This window comes from Coprococcus sp. OM06-34AC, from assembly GCF_003462545.1.
Classification (GTDB): Bacteria; Bacillota; Clostridia; order Lachnospirales; family Lachnospiraceae; genus Coprococcus; species Coprococcus aceti.
This window is the reverse complement of record NZ_QTZF01000007.1, coordinates 65,275-89,962: the sequence shown is the minus strand read 5'-3', so window position 1 is coordinate 89,962 and position 24,688 is coordinate 65,275. Positions and strand designations below refer to the sequence as shown.

The 24,688-nt window shown below is 46.5% G+C and carries 22 protein-coding genes, 1 pseudogene and 1 riboswitch; of the genes and pseudogenes, 21 read left to right on the top strand and 2 right to left on the bottom strand.

All coding sequences use genetic code 11. The annotated features are described in order from the left end of the window. Positions 1-5 precede the first annotated feature (5 nt). The 12 genes from DXB91_RS11920 to DXB91_RS11865 all read left to right on the top strand — a co-directional run bounded on the left by DXB91_RS11920 (position 6) and on the right by DXB91_RS11865 (position 13,223). Positions 6-1,655, top strand: coding sequence for a vWA domain-containing protein (locus DXB91_RS11920; RefSeq protein ID WP_055146937.1), 1,650 nt, complete (start codon positions 6-8; stop codon positions 1,653-1,655). A 94-nt stretch (positions 1,656-1,749) separates the two neighbouring features. Continuing rightward, positions 1,750-1,877: riboswitch (FMN riboswitch) on the top strand. A gap of 173 nt (positions 1,878-2,050) precedes the next feature. After that, a complete protein-coding gene (gene ribD / locus DXB91_RS11915) occupies positions 2,051-3,199 on the top strand; it encodes a bifunctional diaminohydroxyphosphoribosylaminopyrimidine deaminase/5-amino-6-(5-phosphoribosylamino)uracil reductase RibD (protein WP_118018168.1) in 1,149 nt (382 codons plus the stop codon). A 24-nt stretch (positions 3,200-3,223) separates the two neighbouring features. After that, on the top strand, positions 3,224-3,907 hold the full coding sequence (locus DXB91_RS11910) for a riboflavin synthase (RefSeq protein WP_015533911.1): 684 nt from the start codon (positions 3,224-3,226) through the stop codon (positions 3,905-3,907). 25 nt (positions 3,908-3,932) lie between these two features. Further along, positions 3,933-5,138 (top strand): bifunctional 3,4-dihydroxy-2-butanone-4-phosphate synthase/GTP cyclohydrolase II, encoded by a 1,206-nt coding sequence (locus DXB91_RS11905; protein ID WP_022215912.1) that lies wholly within the window; start codon positions 3,933-3,935, stop codon positions 5,136-5,138. A gap of 56 nt (positions 5,139-5,194) precedes the next feature. After that, entirely contained in the window at positions 5,195-5,656 is a 462-nt protein-coding gene (gene ribH / locus DXB91_RS11900; protein WP_015533909.1) for a 6,7-dimethyl-8-ribityllumazine synthase, read from the top strand. 144 nt (positions 5,657-5,800) lie between these two features. Further along, positions 5,801-6,619 carry a Cof-type HAD-IIB family hydrolase gene (locus tag DXB91_RS11895; protein WP_015533908.1) on the top strand — a complete coding sequence of 273 codons (819 nt, stop codon included), beginning with the start codon at positions 5,801-5,803 and terminating at the stop codon, positions 6,617-6,619. Between the two features lie 45 nt (positions 6,620-6,664). Next, entirely contained in the window at positions 6,665-7,486 is an 822-nt protein-coding gene (locus DXB91_RS11890; RefSeq protein ID WP_055146925.1) for a DUF1189 domain-containing protein, read from the top strand. A gap of 37 nt (positions 7,487-7,523) precedes the next feature. Further along, entirely contained in the window at positions 7,524-8,057 is a 534-nt protein-coding gene (locus DXB91_RS11885) for a CYTH domain-containing protein (protein WP_055223316.1), read from the top strand. Beyond that, the gene (locus DXB91_RS11880) at positions 8,054-8,599 is read left to right on the top strand and encodes a DJ-1 family glyoxalase III (RefSeq protein WP_022215915.1); all 546 of its coding nucleotides are present in this window, start codon (positions 8,054-8,056) and stop codon (positions 8,597-8,599) included. Before DXB91_RS11885 ends, DXB91_RS11880 begins: the two co-directional genes overlap by 4 nt. Next, complete coding sequence (locus tag DXB91_RS11875; protein WP_118018166.1) at positions 8,599-11,067, top strand: ATP-dependent DNA helicase; 2,469 nt, start codon at positions 8,599-8,601, stop codon at positions 11,065-11,067. The genes DXB91_RS11880 and DXB91_RS11875 overlap by 1 nt, the downstream gene beginning before the upstream one ends. A 105-nt stretch (positions 11,068-11,172) precedes the next feature. After that, positions 11,173-12,540, top strand: coding sequence for a UDP-N-acetylmuramoyl-tripeptide--D-alanyl-D-alanine ligase (locus tag DXB91_RS11870; protein WP_117875017.1), 1,368 nt, complete (start codon positions 11,173-11,175; stop codon positions 12,538-12,540). Between the two features lie 230 nt (positions 12,541-12,770). Next, positions 12,771-13,223: a DUF6465 family protein gene (locus DXB91_RS11865; RefSeq protein WP_022215918.1), complete on the top strand. Its 453-nt coding sequence runs from the start codon at positions 12,771-12,773 to the stop codon at positions 13,221-13,223. Positions 13,224-13,535: 312 nt separating this feature from the next. Here the strand turns inward: DXB91_RS11865 and DXB91_RS11860 are convergent. Beyond that, positions 13,536-14,792, bottom strand: a pseudogene (locus DXB91_RS11860) (ammonium transporter); the annotation flags it as partial. A gap of 311 nt (positions 14,793-15,103) precedes the next feature. Between DXB91_RS11860 and DXB91_RS11855 the strand changes: the two are divergent. Then, complete coding sequence (locus DXB91_RS11855; protein ID WP_158564610.1) at positions 15,104-15,862, top strand: helix-turn-helix transcriptional regulator; 759 nt, start codon at positions 15,104-15,106, stop codon at positions 15,860-15,862. 71 nt (positions 15,863-15,933) lie between these two features. Here DXB91_RS11855 and DXB91_RS11850 read toward each other — a convergent pair whose 3' ends face one another. Continuing rightward, positions 15,934-16,272 (bottom strand): P-II family nitrogen regulator, encoded by a 339-nt coding sequence (locus DXB91_RS11850; RefSeq protein WP_015533899.1) that lies wholly within the window; start codon positions 16,270-16,272, stop codon positions 15,934-15,936. A gap of 304 nt (positions 16,273-16,576) precedes the next feature. Here DXB91_RS11850 and clpX point away from each other — a divergent pair, with 304 nt between their 5' ends. The 8 genes from clpX to DXB91_RS11810 all read left to right on the top strand — a co-directional run bounded on the left by clpX (position 16,577) and on the right by DXB91_RS11810 (position 24,671). Continuing rightward, positions 16,577-18,064 (top strand): ATP-dependent Clp protease ATP-binding subunit ClpX, encoded by a 1,488-nt coding sequence (clpX, locus tag DXB91_RS11845; protein WP_118018162.1) that lies wholly within the window; start codon positions 16,577-16,579, stop codon positions 18,062-18,064. Between the two features lie 276 nt (positions 18,065-18,340). Then, positions 18,341-18,907 (top strand): manganese efflux pump MntP, encoded by a 567-nt coding sequence (locus DXB91_RS11840; protein WP_117549249.1) that lies wholly within the window; start codon positions 18,341-18,343, stop codon positions 18,905-18,907. Between the two features lie 97 nt (positions 18,908-19,004). Next, positions 19,005-20,843: a DUF885 domain-containing protein gene (locus DXB91_RS11835; RefSeq protein WP_117549247.1), complete on the top strand. Its 1,839-nt coding sequence runs from the start codon at positions 19,005-19,007 to the stop codon at positions 20,841-20,843. 138 nt (positions 20,844-20,981) lie between these two features. Further along, positions 20,982-22,643, top strand: coding sequence for a S8 family peptidase (locus DXB91_RS11830; protein ID WP_117549245.1), 1,662 nt, complete (start codon positions 20,982-20,984; stop codon positions 22,641-22,643). A gap of 9 nt (positions 22,644-22,652) precedes the next feature. Continuing rightward, complete coding sequence (locus DXB91_RS11825) at positions 22,653-23,063, top strand: hypothetical protein (protein ID WP_118018160.1); 411 nt, start codon at positions 22,653-22,655, stop codon at positions 23,061-23,063. A 101-nt stretch (positions 23,064-23,164) separates the two neighbouring features. After that, positions 23,165-23,767, top strand: coding sequence for a bifunctional phosphoserine phosphatase/homoserine phosphotransferase ThrH (thrH, locus tag DXB91_RS11820; RefSeq protein WP_015533894.1), 603 nt, complete (start codon positions 23,165-23,167; stop codon positions 23,765-23,767). A 14-nt stretch (positions 23,768-23,781) separates the two neighbouring features. Beyond that, entirely contained in the window at positions 23,782-24,276 is a 495-nt protein-coding gene (locus tag DXB91_RS11815) for a hypothetical protein (protein ID WP_015533893.1), read from the top strand. A gap of 41 nt (positions 24,277-24,317) precedes the next feature. Beyond that, complete coding sequence (locus DXB91_RS11810; protein ID WP_117549243.1) at positions 24,318-24,671, top strand: hypothetical protein; 354 nt, start codon at positions 24,318-24,320, stop codon at positions 24,669-24,671. Positions 24,672-24,688 lie beyond the last annotated feature (17 nt).

The following is a 24,688-nucleotide window of genomic DNA, read 5'->3' as shown; positions in this document are numbered from 1 at the left end:
AAGAAATGGATAAGAGGACAAAAGGATTAGTGGTAGTCGGAGTGCTGGTGATAATTGCGATGATCGCGGTCATTATCGGAATAGTCGGCAGGAAGGTTATCAACATAGCAGGCGGTGGAAATGGAGGATCATCAAGATCGGATATGACTCTTGATGAGTTATATGCGGATCTCGATGTAAGCGAAGCGACCCCTGTAAAGGGTACGGTCACTCTGGACACTCCGGATCTGTATGCGGAGCTGCCTGAGATAGACAAATATCCACTGGCAGTTGAGGGCAATGGAGACATAGATATAGAGATATTTACATCAGGTGAGAAGGCGGGAAAGGACAACGACTCATGGCTTATAGATGTTGCAAATTCCTTCAACGGTTCTGGTGTGAAGACAGCGGACGGCAAGTCGGTATCGATGAGCGTGAGATCAGTGCCATCCGGTACAGCCGCTGACTATATCATTTCCGGCAAATATCTCCCGGATCTGTACACCCCGAGCAACACCCTGTTCGGAGAGTATGCGATGTCGAACAGCGGCAGCCTTGAGCTTTACGCGGACAGACTGGTTGGAAATACAGCGGGAATCCTTGTGAAGAAGGACAGCGGTTACACTACTGCTGCCGATGCCATAAAGGCCGTTCAGGACAACAAGATCACCATGGGATACACGAACCCACAGACAAGTGCCACAGGACTTAACCTCCTGCTCACGCTGCTTCAGGACGGCGAGGATAACTTTACAAAGTTTAACTCAAACATACCATACGTTGCATATACAACACAGCAGATGAGAGATAGTGCATCAAACGGAACACTCGATGCTATGCTGTCAGAGTATCAGGCATATATCAATGACAGCAATCTCGTGTCAATGTATGATTTCATTGCATTTGGCGTGAGACATGACAATCCTGTATACATATGTAACAAGTCGGGAAAGTCTGCATCAGAGCTTGAGGCCATACAGCTCGTTGTGGATTACTGCAAGAGTGATGATATGCAGACGATCGCGACAAAGAAGGGCTTCAATGCCAACGATGATTATACTGCGACGGAAGAATTCTCCGGTGCACAGGTCACACAGGGACTCAAGACATACAAGAAGACAAAGGATAACGGCAAGGACATCATCGCGGTGTTTGTTGCGGACTGCAGCGGTTCCATGGACGGAGATCCTATGAACCAGCTCAAGAACAGTCTGACAAACGGTGCGCAGTATATCAATGACAACAATTATGTTGGGCTTGTCAGCTACTCAAGCTCAGTTACAGTGGAGGTTCCGATCGCCCAGTTTGACCTGAACCAGAGATCATATTTCCAGGGATCGGTCAACAATCTGATGGCTTCAGGCGGAACGGCTTCGTATGATGCCGTTGTGGTTGCGATGAAGATGATAACCGATGCAAAGGCAGAGCACCCGGATGCAAAGTGTATGCTGTTCCTTCTCAGCGATGGATATGCCAATGTGGGATATTCCATGGATGAGATAACAAGTGCGCTCAGACAGTCGAACATACCTGTATACACGATAGGTTACGGCGGAGATGCTGACACGGATGAGCTTACAAAGCTCTCAGGAATAAATGAGGCGGCATCTATAAATGCGGACAGTGATGATATTATCTACAAGATAAAGAGCCTGTTCAATTCACAGCTTTAAAATTTATCGGTAAAATACATCATAAAAAACAGTTGCATTCCGTTTGCATATGGAATACAATATAGTCGTTTTTAAGAGACAACTGCATATGATGATAGATCTTCGGGGGTGAGTGCAATTCTCCACCGACGGTGTTAGGGAAACCTTAAGTCCGTGAGCCATGAGGCATGATCCGGTGTGATTCCGGGACCGACAGTATAGTCTGGATGAGAGAAGTATTATATATTCAGAACAGGGTATCTGATGGAAGTCCGTTGTGATGGATACCAGAACAAGAGAAAACCCCGAAGTTATCTTCGGGGTTTTTTCTTGTGTTTTGAACAGATACTTCGGAGGCTTGAATGAGCAATATCCGATAGTCTGTCTGTAAAGGTATTAAGTAGGATGGTGGTCATATGGAAAAATATGATATAGATGATGAATTTGATCCGTCATATATGAGACGTGCCATAGAGCTTGCAAGGCGCGGCACTGGAGCAGTGAATCCAAATCCGCTTGTAGGTGCTGTCATAGTGAAGGATGGCAGGATCATAGGAGAGGGATATCATGTGAGATATGGAGAGCTCCACGCTGAGCGCGCAGCATTTGCCAGTCTTAAGGATCAGGCGGATGCCGAGGGCGCAGTCATGTATGTGACGCTTGAGCCGTGCTGCCATTTTGGCAAGCAGCCTCCATGTGTGGACGCGATCATAGAGCACAAGATCAGAAAGGTCTACTGTGGTTCCGATGATCCGAATGCTATGGTGGCGGGAAAAGGTTTTAAGAGACTGCGTGATGCCGGGATAGAGGTGTACACACACTGCCTCAAAGCCGAGTGCGATGCCATAAACGGTATTTTCTTTAAGTATATAGTAAATAAACAGCCGTATGTGACCATGAAATATGCCATGACCATGGACGGCAGGATCGCTACCCACACAGGGGCCAGCAAGTGGATAACCGGTGAGGCATCAAGGGCGTATGTCATGGAACTCAGAAACAGACATAAGGGTATTATGGCGGGCATAGGAACAGTGCTTGCGGATGATCCGATGCTGACATGCAGAATAGAGAAAAGCACGGACAGGGATACTGATAATGTCAGAAATCCGATCAGGATAGTTTGTGACAGCAAGCTCAGGATTCCGGAGGATTCACAGATCGTACAGACCGCCGGGGAGATAGAGACCATAGTTGCCACGACGGCAGCGGGAGCTTCAGACTCAGCAAAGTGTGGGAGACTCAAGGATAAAGGTGTAAGCATCATAGAGACCGAAGATGTGGATGGACAGGTGGATCTAAGGCAGCTCATGACGATCCTCGGCGGGAAAGGCATAGACGGAATACTGCTTGAGGGCGGCGGCGAGCTCAACTACAGCATGGTGTCTGAAGGTCTTGTGGATGAGGCATGTGTATTCATTGCCCCTAAGATATTTGGCGGCGAGGGCAAGTACAGTCCGGTATCCGGAACGGGTGTTGATGTGCCTGCGGATGCACATATGTTTGGACTTGACGAGGTCAGAAGATTTGATGAAGATGTGATGCTCAGATACAAAAAGGTTTAAGAACTTATAGAAAAGAGGTCATACATGTTCACAGGAATAGTAGAAGAGATAGGAACTATAAGAAAGATAGATAAAGGCGTAAGCTCCTGCAGCATCACGGTGCAGGCAGACAAGGTTCTCCATGGAAGCCAGGTTGGAGACAGTATAGCGGTAAACGGTGTGTGTCTTACTGCAACTGGCATATCGGGGAATATCTTTACTGCGGATGTAATGCCTGAGACTTTGAGACGAAGCGGACTTGGACAGCTTACCGGTGGCAGCAGGGTGAACCTTGAGCGTGCCATGGCGGCCGGAGGAAGATTTGGCGGACATATAGTGTCAGGACATATAGATGGAACCGGAACGATCAGAGAGCTCAAAAGGGAGGACAATGCAGTGTGGGTGACAATAGATTGTTCTCCGAAGATACTCAGATACATCATTGAGAAGGGCTCAATAGCCATAGACGGTATAAGCCTTACGGTTGCGTATGTCGATGATACATGCTTTAAGGTGTCGATCATTCCGCACACGGCGGGAGAGACGACGCTGCTGGATGGCAAGCCAGGCAAGGTGGTCAACCTTGAAAATGACGTGGTTGGAAAGTATGTTGAGAAACTGCTTATGCCATACAAGGGTGACGATACAGATGAAAAGCTTTCAAATGGAAATGCTTCAGATAGATCAGGACTTGATATGAAGTTTCTGGCAGAAAATGGATTTATGTAGACAGATATTTTAAGGAGGTAGAGTGATGAGTTTTGAATTCAACTCGATAGAGGAGATCGCTGCAGATCTTGCGGCGGGAAAGCCGGTTGTCATGCTCGACAACGAGGACAGAGAGAATGAGGGAGATGTAATCTGTGCAGCAGAATTTGCTACAACGGAGAATGTCAACTTCATGGCAAAGTGGGCGAGAGGTCTCATATGCATGCCTATGGATGCGTCATATGCGGATAAGCTGAATCTCCCACAGATGTGTATAACCAATACAGATAACCACTGCACAGCATTTTCAGTATCAGTGGATCATGTGGATACAACCACCGGAATCTCAGCCGAGGAGAGAGGCTACACAGCCAGAAAATTTGTGGATGAGAATGCAAAGCCGGATGACTTCAGAAGGCCGGGACATATGTTCCCACTTCAGGCAGTTGCAGGCGGAGTCATAGAGAGAAACGGCCACACAGAGGCTACAGTTGATCTTATGAAGGTTGCAGGACTTAAGCCTTGCGGACTGTGCTGTGAGATCATGAAGGATGACGGAACCATGGCGAGAAAGGATGACCTTGTGGAATTTGCAAAGGTTCATGGCCTTAAGATATCGACCATAGAGAAGCTTGTGCAGTACAGAAAAGAGCATGAAGTATTCGTTGAGTGCGTAGCCAAGGCAAAGCTTCCAACAAAGTATGGTGAGTTTACGATCTGTGGATATATCAACAAGCTGAACGGTGAACATCACGTGGCACTCACAATGGGTGATATAGCTGACGGCAAGCCTGTTCTCTGCCGTGTGCACAGCGAGTGCCTCACAGGCGATTGCTTCGGCTCACAGAAGTGTGACTGCGGACAGCAGCTCGATGCGGCCATGAAGGCCATTGCCAAGGAAGGCAGAGGCGTGCTCCTGTACATGAGACAGGAGGGCAGAGGAATCGGCCTTATCAACAAGATCAAGGCATATGCGCTTCAGGATCAGGGGCTTGACACCGTTGAGGCAAACCTCAAGCTTGGTTTCCCTGATGATGCAAGGGATTACACCATAGGAACACAGATACTTGTGGATCTCGGAATCAGACAGATCAGACTCCTCACCAACAACCCACTCAAGGTATACGGCCTTGCAGGCTACAATCTTGAGATCGTGGAGAGAGTTCCTATAGAGATAGAGCCAACCAAGTTTGACGCATTTTATCTCAAGACAAAAAAAGAGAAAATGGGTCATATGTTACACGAAGTCTAATATTTCATAAGGAGGGGCTGGGTAAGCTCCGATATAGAATAAGGAGGATAAATCAGATGAATAAGGTAGAAGGAAAGTTAGTAGCAAATGGAGCAAAGATAGGTATAGTAGCAGCGAGATTCAATGAGTTCATAGTTTCAAAGCTGGTCAGCGGTGCAGAGGATGCGCTTCTCCGTCATGATGTGAATGCAGACGACATTACAGTTGCATGGGTTCCGGGTGCATTTGAGATCCCTGTAATCGCAAAGAAGATGGCTGCAAGCGGCAAGTATGACGCTGTTATCTGTCTTGGTGCTGTTATCCGTGGTGCGACAAGCCACTATGATTATGTGTGCAACGAGGTTTCAAAGGGCGTTGCCTCAGTATCACTTGAGACAGGTGTACCTGTAATGTTCGGAGTTGTTACAACAGAGAATATCGAGCAGGCCATCGAGCGTGCAGGAACAAAGGCCGGCAACAAGGGTTATGACTGCGCTATGGGAGCTCTTGAGATGATCGACCTCATGAAGCAGTTGTAATGCAGACTGCAGAAAATGCGATATAATGAAGCATGCTGATGCATGCGCAGGTTATCAAGTGAAAATATAATGCGTACAGAAGATACAGGCACGTGTAGTTATAATACATGTGCCTGTAAATATATGACAGGATGGATATAATATATGAAAAGCACAGACAGGAAGATATTGTTCTTTGATATAGACGGAACGCTTATAACCGAGGACGGAAGGAGATACTTCCCGGACAGCGCAAGGCATGCGCTGGCGCAGGCGAGAGCCAACGGACATCTGGTGTTCATCAACACTGGCAGGGTTTACTGTAATGTCACTGATGAGATCAAGGCTGCGGGTTTTGATGGCTTTGTGTGTGGCTGCGGAACATCCATTTACTATGACGGCAAAGAGCTGTTCCACAATGATGTCAGCAGGGATGTGTGCAGGGATATAGCTTATGCATGCCGCAGATATGACATGTTTGGAATGTATGAGCACAGAGACAAGGTGTACGTGGACGGTCAGAACATGGGAAATGAACTCCTTGCAGAGATGGTCAGATACTTCCGGGCAAATGGAATATTTGTTGGGGAGGATGTGGACTCGGATGACTTTGAATTCGACAAGTTCTGCTGCTGGTTCGCGGATGACAATAAAAATGTTCCTGAGTTCCGCGCGTATGTATCACAGCATTTTGACTATATCGACAGAGGTTCAAATTTCTGCGAGATAGTTCCCAAGGGATTTAGTAAGGCGACAGGTATACAGTATCTTCTGGATTATTTTGATATTCCGCTTGAAAATGCATATGCATTTGGTGATGGCAACAATGACGCACCTATGTTATTATATTGTCCGAACAGCATAATCATGGAGAAGGGGCCGGAGGAGCTCAAAAGACAGGTTATGATGGTCACAGACGATGCGGAGAATGATGGAATATATAAGGCTATGGTGAAGCTTGGGATCATAGAGCCGATGGAATAGCTGGTTCATTTTGCCGGTCAATAATTATTAGAGTTGGAGATTTATATGGAAGAACAGGAAGAGAACAAGAAGGTGACGCTGCTCGATCAGTTGTCGATAGCGGTCAGCAGTCCGAAGAATTACAAACAACTGGTTAAGCTGAAGACGGGACGCCTTGTGTGGTTTGTGGTGATCATATCCTTTTTACTGGCATTTATAGAGTTTGGAATAGACGCCATATTCTGGGTTGGCAAGGTCGGAGGTCTGAGGAATCTCATAACAAATAAGATCCCGGCATTCACATATCATGACAATAAGCTAGACATGGAACACGATATGCAGCTTGAGATAGGAAATGCTACTCTGTACATCAACACGGAGAATGCGTCAGTGGACCTTGACTCCATGGAAACGGATGGAGTGTACATCGCCATAGGAAGTGAGAATATAGTCATGGGAATGGTCTCAGATGGCAAGGGCTATGATTACATGGAGACACCGCTCAAATACATGTTCCTACCGGATGGCTTCAACAATAGCAAGCTGGCGGTACTGACACCGGTATTTTATATGTACATGGTGATCATGTTCATTGCGGTGATGGTGGCATCGGCGGGCAGACAGCTTCTCCTTGCGCTGATATTCAGTATAGCGGGCAATAGACTTGCAAGAATTCTCAACACGGGACTGTCCTACGGCAAGGTATTTACGATATGTGTCTATGCACAGACTCTGGCGGTGTTCATAATGTCGGTCAACACTGCTCTTGGATATCTGTTATCCTCGTTTGTTGTATGGATCATCGCACTTGTCGTGTCCATGGTATTTATGAACAAAGCTATAGGAAGCTATGTGAGTGGAGATATACCGCCGGGAGATGTGTTCTGATAAGGCGGCCATTTGGTTTGAATAGGTGGAGGCATATATGGAGATAGAGAGAAAATACCTTGTACATGAGATACCTGTCGATCTGACAAAATATCAGGTGAAGCACATGGAACAGATGTATGTGTCCGTGAAGCCGGTCATAAGGATCAGGAGAACGGACGACAGACGTGTGCTCACGGTCAAATCCAAGGGACTGCTCAGCAGGCAGGAATTCGAGATGGATCTGGACGAGGATGAATACAGGAATCTCAGATGTAAGGCAGACGGCAATATAATAGAGAAGGACCGGTATATAATACCGCTTTCCGATACAGACGGAACCTGTGGTGACAGTGAAGTGGACAGGGAACTGAAGATCGAGCTGGACGTGTTCGACGGGATATTTGGCGGACTCACCTATGCTGAGGTTGAATTCCCGGAGGAGAAATTTGCAAATACATTTGTGCCGCCAACGTGGTTTGGTAGGGATGTGACTGAGGACGGTATCTATCAGAACAGCGCCCTGAGCGGCATGGACAGACGTGATATAGACAGTTTTGTAAAGAGTGCGAATAAGGAGGAAAAGCGATGAAGGCAAGAGTTTTATTTGCAACAGGTTATGAAGAGGTAGAGGCTCTCACGGTGGTGGATCTCTTGAGAAGAGCCGGAGTTGAGTGCCTGATGGTGTCGGCTGACGATCTGGATACAGTGACAGGAGCGCGAGGCATGGAGGTCACGATGGATGAGAAGTTATCAGAGATCGATGACCAGTGCGATCTTGTAGTTCTTCCTGGAGGTATTCCGGGGGTTCCGAACCTCAAGGCAAATTCAAAGGTTCAGGCCATGGTCAAGGCACAGAATGACAGAGGCGGTTATGTGGCTGCTATCTGTGCGGGACCTACAGCACTTGGCGCATTTGGCGTGCTTGCGGACAAGAATGCAACATGTTATCCGGGATGTGAGGATCAGCTCATGGCGAAGCGCCACAGCACGGAGCCGGTAGTGGTGGACGGAAATGTGATCACCAGCAGAGGAGTGGGAACAGCCATAGAATTTGCACTTAAGCTGGTTGAGATACTCATAGACAGACAGACTGCGGACGATCTCGCAGAGAAGATAGTATATAAGAGATAATGAATATAAAAATATCAGTTAGGAGCCTGGTGGAATTCATCTTCCGCAGTGGCGATATAAGTGATAGCAGTAGTGGGACTCTGTCCAGAGAAGCGATGAATGCGGGTAGCAGGATTCACAGGAAGCTTCAGAAAAGGGCAGGGTCTCATTATAATTCAGAGGTGCCGCTCCGGTATACAGAGGAGCTTGGCGGACATCTGATAACTGTGGAGGGCCGGGCTGATGGAATCATAGACAGATGCGGTGGCGAACAGGAAGAGTCCGGGGATATTGACGACGGCTTTGACATGGCAGAGGGGTATGCTGTGGACTTCCATGACAGCGATGTGCTTATAGATGAGATAAAGGGCATATACAGGAACCTCGATGACATGGAGAGCCCGCAGCGCGTCCACGTGGCCCAGGCGATGTGCTATGCGTATATATATTTAAAAGAGAATAATTATAGCTGGATAGATGTGAGGATAAGTTATGTAAACCTTGACAGCGAGAAGGAGAAGTTCTTCAGGCGGAGATATTCATTTGGCTATCTGGAGAAATGGTTTAGCTCAATGATGGCGGAGCTTTGCAAATGGATTGATCTGGTGGAGAAGCATCAGCTCATGAGAAATCAGTCCATCTCGGACATGGAGTTCCCATTTGAGTACAGGAAGGGCCAGAAGGAGATGGCTCTGTATGTGTACAGGGCTATTGAGCAGGAAAAACATCTGTATGTCCAGGCACCAACTGGAATCGGAAAGACCATGGCGGCGGTGTACCCGTCCATAAAATCCATGGTTCAGGGACATGTGTCGAAAATATTTTATCTGACAGCCAAGACCATAGCCCACACTGTGTCGAGAAATGCGGTGGAGCTGCTGGAGGACAGAGGTCTCAGGCTTAAGACTGTAATACTCACGGCAAAAGAGAAGATATGCTGTCAGGAACAGGTGGATTGCAATCCTGCGGTATGTCCGTATGCCGAGGGGCATTTTGACAGGGTAAATGATGCGCTGTACGACGTGGTATTACATGAGACGGTGGTTGACAGAGATGTGGTAATACGGTACGCACAGGCTCACAGAGTGTGTCCGTTTGAGTTGAGCCTTGATGTGAGTCTGTTTGCTGACATGGTGATATGTGACTATAACTATGTCTTTGATCCGAGGGCGAGCCTCAAGAGGTTCTTTGCGGCAGAGGGCGGTAAGCCGGGAGATTATGTATTCCTTGTGGATGAGGCGCACAACCTTGTGGACAGGGCTTCGTCCATGTACAGTGCGGAGATTGTGAAGGAGGACTTTCTGGAGCTCAAGAAGCTCACAGCCCAGTATGGCGGCCGTATGGCAAGACATATAGGAAGCTGCAACAGAGAGCTGCTTACGATGAAGAAGGAGATTCCTGAGGAGGGATACAGGGTGCTCTCGAGCATAGCACCTCTTCACCTGAAATTGCTCAGCCTCCATGAAGCAATACAGCTCTTTCTGGAGGAGCACAGGCAGATCCCGGAGAGAAAGGAAGTCCTGAACTTTTATTTTAATCTCACCTCATTTCTGAACATTGCGGAGATGATGGATGAGAATTATGTCGTGTATGACGAGATAAGGGATGACGGAAGATTTGTGGTGAGACTGTACTGCGTCAAGCCTGCAGTTAACATAAGAAACTGCTTGGACAAAGGGCTTGCCACGGTGTTTTTCTCGGCTACGATACTTCCTGTCAGATATTATATGGAGATGCTGTCGGACTGCCCGGAGGACAGGGCAATATACATCCCGTCTCCATTTTCTGCGGAGAACAGGAAGATAATGATAGCAAATGATGTCACGACCAGATACACGAACCGTAATGAGGCGATGTACAGGAACATTTACAGCTATATAGAGCGCGTGATAAGTGCGAGACTGGGCAACTATATGGTGTTCTTTCCATCGTATGCCATGCTGGAGAAGGTGCATGTGCTCACTGAAGAGCTTCCAGAGTCTCTTGGGGTGGAAGTTATAGCCCAGGAACAATACATGACGGAGAGCGACAGAGAGAGCTTCCTGAGGGCATTTGAGGAGAAGGACAATGTGCTGGCACTGTGTATCATGGGCGGAATATTCTCCGAGGGAATCGATCTGACTGGTGACAGGCTGATAGGAGCAATAATAGTCGGACCCGGTCTTCCCCAGGTGTGCACGGAGAGAAAGCTGATGATGGATTACTTCGACAGCAGAACCGCGGCGGACGAAAAAGAGGCTGCATCCGACAGGAATGGATTCAGATATGCGTACCAGTACCCGGGAATAAACAAGGTATTTCAGGCTGCCGGAAGAGTCATAAGGACGGAGACGGATCAGGGGATAATACTTCTGATAGACGAGAGATTTGCCACCAGGCGTTACACGGAGCTGTTTCCTGTGGAATGGAATGACAGCGTGATATGCAACATGCAAAATGTGGACGGGATCCTTGAACAGTTCTGGGATTATAAAAGTAAAGAGATTTAAATATACAAAAGCATAATACAGTGCTATAATGGACACCTGATGAAGCCGGAGCGGCGGTAAAGCCCGGTTGTATATATTTTATCAATATGAAAAAAGGGGATAGTGATGGTAGATATAACAGTAAAAAATATTCTGGAAGCTACAGGAGGCGTACTCCTCTGCGGAGATGAGAACACTGTTCTCACTGACATCTGTATAAACTCTAAGGAGGCCAAGGAGGGCGATCTGTTCGTGCCGATCATAGGAACAAGAACCGACGGACACAGATTTATAGAATCAGCACTTCAGACTGCAGCAGCCACACTCACATCGGAGCATGACAATGTTGTGGTGTCGGACAAGGCGTATATCAGGGTGGATGATACTGTTAAGGCATTGCAGGCCATTGGAAAGTATATAAGGAACAGATACGATATGCCTGTTGTGGCGGTTACAGGAAGCGTGGGCAAGACCACGACAAGAGAGATGATCACAGCGGCTGTCAGTGCTGGAATGAAGTGCTTCCACACAGAGGGCAATTATAATTCGGTGTACGGCGAGCCTATCACGGTGTCAAGGATGACAGACGAGTACGATGCGGCTGTTCTTGAGCTTGGAATCGGCGAGCCGGGTGAGATGGACATCCTCACTGATATAGCTCAGCCGGATATATGCGTTATAACGACCATAGGCGTTGCACATATAGAATATATGGGTTCACTGGAGAACACCCGCAAGGAGAAGCTCAGCATCATCAATGGCATGGGCGAGAATGGAACACTGTATATCAACGGTGATGATCCTATGCTGTATGCGGTCAAGGATGAGATACCATGTAAGGTATACACATATGGCTGCGGCGAGGGCATGGACTTCAGAGCAACTAACATCCGCATGGAGGATGGATATTCTGTATACGATATGGTACATGGGGATGACGTTGTAACTGTCAAGGTAGGAGTGATGGGACTGCACAACGTGCGCAATTCATTGGTGGCCATGGCTGTGTCGCATCAGCTTGGAGTTCCATATGAGAAGTCGTCGAAGGCATTTGAGAATTTCAGAGGTCTCAGACAGAAGGTCATCAAGCTTCCTGGCAAATACACGATCATAGACGATACATACAATGCAAGCCCTGATTCCATGAAGGCTAGCACCGATGTCCTCTGTGACATGAAGTGCGAGGGCAAGAAGTATATCGTGCTCGGCGATATGCTTGAGCTCGGAGAGAAGAGCGATGAGTACCACTATGAAGTCGGAGAGTATCTCAGAGATAAGAAGATAGATGAGGTCATAGTCATCGGAGAGCATGCCCAGAAGATCAAGGAAGCTCTGGATGCCTGTGATACGAAGTATGCCAAGACTGTGTCATTCACTGACACGGAGGAGATCGCGATATACCTTATGGCGCTCATGAAGCCTGAGGATATAGTGCTTTTGAAGGGATCAAACGGAATGAAATTGAGTGAAGTGGTTAATATTCTCACGAATTAGTGTGTGTATTTGTACAAAATGACAAAAGCGGTCACGGATTTACAACGATCTGTGACCGCCTTTTTGTGTAAAGTGTTGCCATTTATTGTAAATCAATTCCCAAAACGATACAAAAGGGAGAAAAGAATTTGGTTATATTGAAAAAATATAAAAAATGGAGTAATATCAACCTAGCTTGAAAATAAATACATAAGATTACATAGATACTTTTTATTTGGGAGGAAAGAATCATGGCTACAGCAAAGAAGGCAGATGAGACAAAGAAGGTAACAAAGGCAACACCTGCAGCAGCACTTGCTAAGGTTGAGGCAGTTAAGAAAGAGGAAGCTGCAAAGAAGACAGCAGCTACAGAGACAAAGGCAGCACCTGCAAAGAAGGCAGCTCCAGTTAAGGAAGAGCCAAAGGCAGCACCTGCAAAGAAAACAGCACCAGCTAAGAAGGAAGAGACAAAGGCAGCAGCACCTGCAAAGAAGGCTACAGCAAAGAAGGCAGCTCCAGCTAAGACAACAGAGAATGTATTTGTTGAGTTCGCTGGCGGTCAGATCAAGATGGCAGCAATCGTTGCTAAGGTGAAGGAAGTTATTGGCAATAAGACAGTTAAGGAATTGAACGTATACTACCAGCCAGAAACAGGCATGGTATATTATACAGCTGATGGAGAATCAGGTTCTTACAGTCTTTAATCTATAGATGTTTGTTTTAAGACGGATCCCGGTCGTAATGACTGGGATCTTTTTTCTTTGTGCAATATTGTGTTGTATATAAGTGCCTTTCTGTGATAATATGCCATAGGTTAGGATAGTCTAACTAATGCTTTTACAGGGGGTAAGAGATGACAATACACGAGTATGGAGACAGGAAGAATCCGCATATGCTGCTTATACATGGCATGTGGATGTGAATATATTAAAAAGCCTGTGATATGAACTTTGATTCATACCACAGGCTTTTTGATTGCAGATAATACTATATATTATGAATTACTTTGTTGTCAGGAAATCTGCGTATGCTGTAGGAAGACCATGCTCTGTAGGATCAAGTCCCTTGATCTCTTCCTCCTCAGATACTCTAAGTCCCATAGTCTTCTTGATGATCAGGAATACGATGGTGATCGTAACTGCTGTCCATGCTGCAACTGCTGCAAATCCAAGTAACTGGATGAGGAGTGGATGAATGCCACCGCCGTAGAACAGACCGTTTAATGTATCATTTCCAGGAACAGTTGTTGTGGAGAAGAGACCTACAGCGATTGTTCCCCAGATACCATTTACACCATGTACGGCTACGGCACCGACAGGATCGTCAACATGTAATGCGTGGTCACAGAGCCATACTCCGAATACTACGAGAAGTCCGGCAACGATACCGATGATAGCTGCGCCGAAAGCATCGACTGTATCACAAGGAGCTGTGATGGCAACGAGACCAGCGAGTGAAGCGTTGAGACACATTGACACATCAGGCTTGCCATATTTGAGCCATGTAAATATCATACATGAAACTGTTGCAAGTGCAGGTGCGATAGTAGTAGTGAGGAAGATAGAACCTAACTGCTCAACAGATGTTGCGGCTGCACCGTTGAATCCGTACCAGCCGAACCACAGGATGAATACACCGAGTGCGCCGAGTGGAAGGTTATGACCAGGGAAGGTGTGAACCTTTACTACTTTGCCATTCTCATCCTTATTGAACTTTCCGATACGAGGTCCAAGTAATGCGGCACCAATCAGTGCTGAGATTCCACCTACCATATGGATGGCACATGAACCGGCAAAATCATGGAAGCCAAGTTTTACAAGCCAGCCACCTGGATTCCAGATCCAGTGAGCCTCAATAGGATATATCAGCAGTGAGATGATAGCTGAGTATACACAATATGCAGAGAACTTTGTTCTCTCTGCCATAGCTCCTGACACGATGGTTGCTGCTGTTGCACAGAACACAAGGTTGAATACGAAGCTTGACCAGTCATAGTTTTCAAAGTGAAGGAACAAATCCCATGATGGTTTTCCGATGAAACCTCCGAGTGCCCAGTCACTGCTGCCGAGCAGAAGTGATGAACCGAGGATCATGAATGAAACTGTACCGAGACAGAAATCCATGAGATTCTTCATTATAATGTTTCCGGCATTCTTGGCTCTTGTGAAACCGGCCTCAACCATTGCAAATCCGGCCTGCATCCAGAATACCAGTGCGGCTCCGACAAGGAACCATACTCCAAATACAATTGTGCTTACGTCTTCCATAATCATTCCTCCTTTTAATACATTGTAGTTGTGGAAGTGATCAGATAATAAAAAAAGATGCGCCCTGCCAGGTATGCTCCTGACAAAACACATCTTTGTGCACATTATATCTGATCGTACGTCACTGAGATATGACTGATAATAAGTATCTCAGTGCCACACCTCAATTACTAACTTGGGTTGAGTATAGTATTGAGATATGGTAAAATATTGAAAAAATCGGACATGGAACGATAAACCTTATTATATTTTGCGCGGGCTTAATATAATAAAGCAAAGATACGGTAAAGATAAATAAAGTTATGCGGAGATGGCGTATGGATAGTCAGATTTTATTGAATGTTAATTTTTGCAGTGAAGTACATACTAATTTGATAGAAAAGAATGAGAAGTCTGTGTATGTGAGAGCTGGTTACAGCTTGGGTGGGCTGAGAATAGTGCCACAGGAGAATGCTGGGATATGTGTGATATGTACGGATGGACACATCAAAAGGGTGTATCCGGGTGAACTGGAGGCGGCTGTTTGCATTGAGGAGAGCTGCAGCTTCATATCTGTGGAGCAGGATCTTGGATTTGGCAGGGAGACTCTGGATACCCAAGATATGCGTCTGCTTGAAAAACTGCTGACGGCTGATCATGCATTTACAGGAAATGGTGCAGAAGATCCGATAGAGGGTGCGACGGAGGAGATCACGGAGCATATAGAGAAATGCGGATCGTTGTGGCAGAGGAATGGCATGGCTGATTCGGACATCGTGAAACAGGCGGATGTCATATATGCGGCAAAAGGGAAGATAAGCATATCAGAGCTTGCTGAGCAGATGGGATGCACCGTTAGACATGTGCATAGGAGATTTGTGGAGGAGCTGGGGGTCAGCCCCAAGAGGTTTGCCCGCATCGTGAGGATCAGGGAGACTGTGAGAAAAATGCTGGAGCATCCGGGCGGACATGTCACGGATTATATGGATGACATGGGATATTCTGACCAGGCGCATTTCCAGAGAGAGTTTAAGTGGTATACAGGGATGACTCCGGGGAGTCTGCTGAAGATACTGGGAGACAGAGCTGAACGATAAAAAACAGGCAGTGGACAAATGCCACTGCCTGCCAATTTAGAAAAAGGAATGATACTGGATACCTGTGCTTATCAGAGTGCTGTCTCTCCGCGCTCGCCTGTACGGATACGAACGACATCTGCTACATCATATACGAAGATCTTACCATCACCGATCTTACCTGTGGATATTCTCTCGCAAACCTTGAAAATGATCTTGTCCGCAACATCGTCTGCTGCGATGGTCTCGATCTTTACCTTTGGAATAAGGTTTACAACATATTCGCTTCCTCTGTAAGTTGTCTTATATCCCTTCTGATTACCGTAACCCATGATGTTTGATACCATGGCACCTGTTGATTCACACTCATCAAGTATTGACTTTACATCATCAAGCTTTTCTGAACGAACTACGATTTCAAGTTTCTTCATAATTACAGTCCTCCTTTTACCCGTTGGATTTATTTTTTATGATTATAGCATAGCGAAAAATCCAATTCCATAGCACTTCGCAAATGCCGAAATTTTAAAACGATTCGAAAGATGCCAGCGGTAAAATAATACAAAAAACAGACAAATGACTTAATATTATTAAGGGGAAAATGATGGTATGAGGAGTTTGGTCACGGCTATTTTACAGTAATTTCATATTTGCAGGTGTTGGTAAATGTGGTATATGTGTGTTATTATATTTCTGACTGAGACTATATGTATAATCAGGAAAGGAAAATGAGATATGGCAGAGAATTATGATGATATAGATAAGAAGACACCGGATACGGTGGATGCCGATGGACATGCATCGGATGATAATGACAACGATGACGACTACGAGAAATACTGCTACCTGTGCAGGAGACCGGAGAGCGTGGCCGGCAAGCTGATACATATGCCTGGAGATATAAATATATGTGCGGACTGCATGCAGAGATCATTTGACAGCTTCAACAATTCCGGGTTTGGCAACATGCCGGGGCTTGGCAATATGCAGTTCATAGATCTGACAAATATGCCATTTGGCAATATAGATATGTCCAAGTTCAAGGCACAGAATGACGTGCCGAAGTCACAGAAGGTCAAGAAGAAGGCGCCAAAGGAAAAGAAGCAGGAGGAAGAGCTCACGCTTAAGACCATTCCGGCTCCTCATAAGATCAAGGCTATGCTGGACGAGTATGTTGTGGGACAGGAATATGCCAAGAAGGTTATATCCGTGGCTGTATACAATCATTATAAGAGGGTTCTCACAGATACCATGGATGATATAGAGATAGAGAAGTCCAACATGCTGATGGTGGGGCCTACAGGCTGTGGTAAGACATATATAGTCAAGACCATAGCAAGACTTCTCAAGGTGCCTCTTGCAATAACTGATGCGACAACTCTTACAGAGGCCGGTTATATAGGCGATGATGTTGAGAGCGTTCTGTCAAAGCTTCTCGCCGCCGCCGACAATGATGTGGAGAAGGCAGAGAGAGGAATCGTGTTCATAGATGAGATAGACAAGATCGCCAAGAAGCAGAACAGCAACAGCAGGGATGTGAGCGGTGAATCCGTACAGCAGGGACTGTTGAAGCTGCTTGAGGGTGCGGATGTTGAGGTACCTGTGGGATCGGGCAGCAAGAATGCTATGGTTCCTATGACGACCATCAATACAAGAAATATACTGTTTATATGTGGTGGAGCATTCCCTGATATAGAGGAGATCATTAAGCAGAGGATCAGCAAGCAGGCGTCCATGGGATTCAAGGCTGAACTCAAGGACAAATATGACGATGATCCGAATCTGCTGAGACAGGTTACAACCGAGGATCTCCGCGAGTTTGGCATGATTCCTGAGTTCCTTGGAAGACTTCCGGTGCTCTTTACACTTGATGCGTTGGACAAGGAAATGTATGTGAGCATACTCAAGGAACCGAAGAATGCGATCCTTAAACAGTACAAGAAGCTCCTTGCGCTTGATGAAGTAGATCTGAGATTTGACGATTCGGCATACGAGGCGATAGCCGAGGAGGCGATCAAGAGGAAGACGGGAGCCAGAGCTCTACGTGCCATCATAGAGAAATTCATGCTGGATATCATGTACCAGATTCCAAGGGATGACACCATAGGAAGGGTGACAATCACAGGTGATTATATAAAGGGCAAGGGAAGCCCTATCATAGAACTGCGTGGAACACCGGCACTTGAGGAGGCAAGCGCAACCCGGATCGATAAGCAGGACTGAACAGATCTGTAATGACAATAATGCGATAACAGGAAAATGCTACTTGATAATATTTTATCAATATGCTAGAATATCACCGTTCATTAAGGGAGTAGTCAGCGCAGAGCTTGCGTTGTGATATCAACATAATGATTGGCAGCCATCGGTCGATGATGGCGTGAATCTGGTATTACTGTAGATGATGAGACTTTCTGGACAGCTTTTAGCTGCCCGGGAGGTCTCTTTTTATATGTGTCTGTGACTGCATCCGTCAAATCCATATCAAGGAGAAAAATTATGAGTATTGCAGAGTTATTCCTGTTGGCAGTTGGTCTTTCAATGGATGCATTTGCCGTGTCTATCTGTAAGGGGTTGTCCCTGCGCAACATCAAGGTGAAGCATATGCTTATCGCAGGTGCATGGTTTGGAGGATTTCAGGCACTTATGCCGACGGTAGGATATGTCCTCGGAAGCTTTTTTGCAGATCTGGTAAGCAAATGGTCACACTGGATCGCATTTGTGCTCCTCCTGTTCATCGGCGGAAGCATGATCAAGGAGTCGTTTGGCGGGGAAGAGGAAGTAGATGCAGATATGAGCTTTAAGGTCATGTTCCTTCTGGCGGTTGCAACCAGCATAGACGCACTGGCGGTTGGAGTGTCATTTGCATTCCTCAAGCTGTCCACTCTGTATATCATACTTGCGGTATTATTCATAGGATGTATCACATTCATATGTTCAGCGGTCGGAGTGAAGATCGGAAGTATATTCGGAACAAAGTACAAGTCAAAGGCTGAGCTTGCCGGAGGTATCATACTTATACTCATAGGAGTAAAGGTTGTTCTGGACGGACTCGGTATATTGTAACCTTAACATAAAATAAATGGACAATAGTATGGTTTATGGCATACAATGTGTAGATAGGTTATGTGAAGGGACAATATATTAAGTAAGGAGTAGATGTATGACCAGATTCAAAAAGAATATGAGAAGATTTGTCGTGGCTGCTGTTGTCGGAGCCATGGCCATGTCGATGACTGCATGTACTTCTCATATGTTTGATGAGAAGACTATCACAGGAACAATAAAGGATAATGCGGACAACTACACAAAGGTGCAGAAGGAGTTCGAGGAATATCTGCACGATGAGTATGTGGACAGTGTGACATCGGACACACTCTCGTACAACTATGAGATAAAGGATGGGGATGCCCTTGGTATTCCTGAGCCGGAGGTATCTCTGGGCGATTCGGATATGAGCGATGAGGGAATCAAAAAACGTAAGGCTGAGTTTGATGAGTCCTTTGACAAGCTCAAGTCATTTGACAGGGACGATCTCACGGAGAGCCAGCAGCTCACATATGATATACTTAATCAGTATCTGGAGACGGAGTCAGAGGGTTATCTGAACATATACCTCAGCGAGCCGTTCTCACCTATGAAGGGACTGCAGTCGAATATATCCACATATTTCACAGACTACCGTTTTGACGACAAGGGTGATGTGGAGAGATATCTCCAGGTGCTTGGAATGGTAAGGGATTATTTTGATGACAATCTAGAGTTTGAGAAGACAAAGTCCGAGAAGGGATATTTTATGAGTGATGCCGTGTGCGATAAGGTCATCGAGCAGTGCGAAGACTTCATCAAGGACAAGGACAATCACTTCATGATACAGGTGTTCAACGATAACATCGAGGCGCTGGACTTTCTGACTGCGGACGAGATAGCGGACTTTGAGGAACAGAATAAGAAGGCCGTTGCGGAAAGTCTTATACCTGCATATGAGGATGTTATAGATGTGCTGTCATCGCTCAAGGGAACCGGTAAGAACCAGGGCGGTGTGTGTGGCTATGAAGGTGGTAAAGAGTATTACGCTTACCTTTTGAAGGACGCTGCGGGAACTGATAAGACACCTGAGGAAGTGGCACAGATGCTGGATGACAACCTGTCAGATCTCATGACAGATCTGTATTCCATAGCCATGACACAGTACGATTCATATGAATATTTTGTGGAGCACTACGATGACCTCTTTGGAGACAGTGACTCAAAGGAGCCTTCAGAAATAATAGATATACTCATGAATACAGCCACCGAGAACTACCCAGACTTTGGAGAGATAAAGTATCAGGCGAAGAAGCTTGATAAGAGCCTTGAGGATATTCAGGAGAATACGCTGGCATACTATATGTCACCTGCGATCGATGACCAGGACAACAACCTTATCAGGGTAAATGGCAAACATACGGATGGTATGTGGACCACACTTGCCCATGAGGGATATCCGGGACACATGCTGCAGAATGCATACTACATGTCAACAGATCCTGAACCGGTACGTACCATATTAAGCTTCCTTGGATACAAGGAGGGCTGGGCAATGTATGCGTGCTATGATGCCATAAACTATTACACATTTGATGGGGCATCTGATTCGGACACCGTTGCAAAACTGTACAGGTTAAACGATGAGATCAATTATCTTATAAGTGGAAGGATCGATATAGGAATCAACTATGAGGGCTGGTCACTGCAGGAAGCAAAAGATTACCTGAATGAAAAGGGATTCAACGGCGATGCCGCCGACGATCTGTATACTACCATGATAGGTGATCCTGCCGTATACCAGAGTTATTCAACAGGCTTCTATGAGATGCAGGAGATCAGGGATTATGCTGAGGAACAGCTTGGATCAAAGTTTGACCTGAAGGAGTTCAATACAGTCGTTCTCGAGACAGGTCCATGCCAGTTCAATATCCTGAAGCAGCAGGTTCAGAAGTATATTGATACAAAACAATAAAATAGAATATAGCCGGTACATATAATGTACAGATGGAGACATACCGCAGCCGGAGAAATTTCCGTGCTGCGGTATTTTTGTGTAAAGATTCGGAATTTGCTGCATATACTATATAGATTGCCCCTGGAGGAATGTGCGGTGATATCAGATGCTGCTTACTCAGAGGATTATGTGGAATATATAATAGAATACAACGGAGACAGGGAAGCTCTGATGGATCTGTATCAGCCATACGGGCTCAACATAATAGACGACAGATATGCGGTGGCATATCAGCCGTTTCCGGCCGGGTATATGGAGAGTTTTTCAAGGCTTGAGTACAATCTTTTCCCAAAAGTGTACGGCCTGATGGACGATGTGGGGGCTCTTGAGGCTATAGGGGTTATCAATATCCAGCAGGAAAATATACTCGGACTCACCGGAAAGGGGATACTGCTTGGCATCGTTGATACGGGGATCGATATATTTGGCAGTTCATTTGTGCGGGATGGGGGTAAGACAAAGATACTTGCGGCGTGGGATCAGACTGTGGAGGAGGCTGACAACGCATCATACGGCTACGGCAGGGAGTATAGCACGGAGGAGATACAGGCTGCTGTGGATGAGAGACAAAGGATATTGACGGATACCACCGGGCATGGAAGCTTCTGCGCGGGAACGGCTGTGAGTGTGGCTCCGTCGGCAGACCTGGTGGTGGTGAAGTTAAAGCAGGCAAAGGAGAATCTCCGCAGCTTTTATGGTATTCCATCGGATGCAAATGCGTACAGTGAGGTTGACATAATGACAGCGATAGCATATCTGCTTGAGCAGCAGAAAAAGCTGCGCATGCCTATGAGCATACTCGTGACGCTTGGGACCAACAGTGGAAGCCATACGGGGGCGGGAGCGCTGGACAAATATATAAACAACATAGGAGATCTTCAGGGGTTTGCGGTATCTGCTGCCGGTGGCAACGAGGGGAGAGCAGGACATCATTATTCCGGGATCGTCACAGGGGCATATGATGTCGTTGAGATCGATGTGGCAGATCACAACAGCTTTACACTTGAGATATGGGGTAAGTCCACCAATACCTACTCGGTGGCCATAGAGATTCCTGGCGGGGAATTTATAGAGAGGATATCGCCGAGGTATGACAGGAGCTCGATCATCCGTCCGATATTTGGAGGTGGGATGATATATGTCGACTATTTTCTCGTAGAGGATTCTGCTGGGCAGGAGCTCATCATGCTCAGATTTATAACCCCGGCAAATGGTATATGGCGGATAAGGGTGTACGGTGTTGGAACCACGGAGCTCAGCTTTAACGCGTGGCTGCCCATAAGCAGCTTTGTATCCCCGGGGACGAGATTTGTGTCAAGTGATCCGGGAGTGACCATAACCAGCCCGGCGGTGGCGGAGACTGCGATATGCACTTGCGCATATGATCACTCAAATGGTAATCTGTATATCGACAACAGCAGAGGCTATACGGCGGACGGCAGGGTGAAACCGGATCTTCTCGCTCCCGGAGTGAATATAAGGGGAGAAGGAGCCAGCGGGGAGACGGTTATAAGAAGCGGCACCTCAGTGGCGGCTTCATACACTGCGGGCTGCAGTGCCATCATGCTTGAGTGGTCGTATGGGAGAAAGATGATAAGGAATATAAACGGCAACCAGATAAGGGGCTACCTGATAAGGGGAGCGGTGAGACCGGGAAGTTCGGGCGGGCTTTTGGAGATCAGGCAGTATCCGAATCCCGAGTGGGGATATGGCCTGCTGAACATTTACAATACATTTGAAAGTCTCAGGAATGTGTGAGGATAAGTTATGGGAAGAGCATGCAGAGAAGAGCTGGCGAGCGGCGGTACGCTAATAATAAGTGAGAATGACTTCAGGATAGAGTATTTCTTCCCGGGGCCGGATGGACGCTATGGTGGAGTGAGGGTCAATATTCCGGGAAGGAAAGTTGAGACCTATATGAGGGCATGGCAGAAGAATTATGAAAGGTACGAAGAGCTTCAGAAGGCGGCGGGTGCAAGTGTGGTGAAGAGACCGGCTGCGATGAGAGGTGAGTGCGGAATGACGATACGGACCGGTTTCATGGACGGAGTATACCTGAAGGGAAGCCACATGAGAGTGACGAAAAGGGTGCAGCTCGACATGATAATCCGGGATTATGGATACGCTCTGGACAGATGGAAGAAGTCTGGGCAAATGCCTGAAAGTAGTGATTGTTAGTCTGCGTGATACTGTGCTATAATGCATCTGTGTGGTCAGAAACGGGAGGAGTATGACATGCATTAATTCACACTATTTATAAGAACGGAGGATAATATAATATGTATATAACATGTCTTGATTTAGAGGGAGTACTGGTACCTGAGATTTGGATCGCATTTGCGGAGGCAAGCGGAATACCTGAGCTTAAGAGAACAACAAGGGATGAGCCTGACTACGATAAGCTCATGAACTGGAGACTTGGTATACTTAAGGAGCACGGACTTGGACTCAAGGAGATACAGGAGACTATAGCAAAGATAGATCCTATCCCTGGAGCAAAGGAGTTTCTGGATGAGCTGAGATCCATAGGACAGGTGATAATCATAAGCGATACATTTTCACAGTTTGCAGGCCCTCTCATGAAGAAGCTCGGTTACCCTACAATATTCTGTAATGAGCTGATCGTTGCAGATGACGGTGAGATCACAGGCTTCAAGATGAGATGCCCACAGTCGAAGCTCACAACAGTCAAGGCTCTGCAGTCAATCGGCTACGACACTATAGCAAGCGGTGACAGCCACAACGATCTGGGAATGATCTATGCGAGCAAGGCAGGCTTCCTGTTCAAGAGCACAGATCAGATCAAGGCGGACAATCCTGATCTTGAGGCATTTGAGACATACGATGAGCTTCTTGCGGCCATCAAGAAGGCAATGGACTAGTTGGAGATACAGATATGAAGTACAAGAGTGTAGATGAGATCGAGACGCTCTCTTTCAGGGATGCGACTCTGATCAGATGTATATATTCGGAGAAGCAGGGAATCCTGGAATTTGAATTTGACGGCGCGGTAGTCAGAGAGGACAACTCTGCAAATGAGCTCTATACTGACAGATATGCCAGTGATATGCAGGTCAGATTCACTGAGCCTGAGATCGAGGCACTTCTGCTCGAGGGTCATAAGTATTACGATGCGAACGATGTCCTCCAGGAGTCAGTACCGGATAAGCCTGTGGACAGGGCGGACTATGAGGATGTGCTGAAGAGCTTTGAGGGCAAGGTTGTATTTTATTCGGGCCAGCCAAAGGAGATGCTCAAGTCTTCGGAGAATGCTGACAGAAAATGCTATCAGATGATAATAGATGTGGATGAGGAATCCTATGTTCTGAGTTTTTACTATGATAAGGTGATCGCACAGTGGGAGCACTTTATGAACAAGGTGATGAACTAGCCTGACGGTTCGGCAGGGATCAGGAAAGGAAGATGCGGCAGATGGCAAAGAGGATACGCCGGTATATAGCATATATTGATGAGCTTTTAAAGAGGAATGATGTGGACTTTGCACGGGAGGCAGAGAGACATCTCACGCAGGTAGGATTTTTCATGCATGAGAGACTTATCCACCTCATAGTGCTGGTATTGTTTGCCGTATTGACGGTTGCAACATGTATAACATTTGTAGTGACGGACAATATATCGCTGCTGATACTTGCACTTGCATTCATGGTGCTGCTTGTTCCATACATAATGCACTATCATCTTCTTGAGAACAGTGTCCAGTATATGTATGAGCAATACGACAGAATGCTCGAGAAGGCGGGCATAGATGCGTTTGTAAACAGATGATTGGTGAAAGGCGGTAA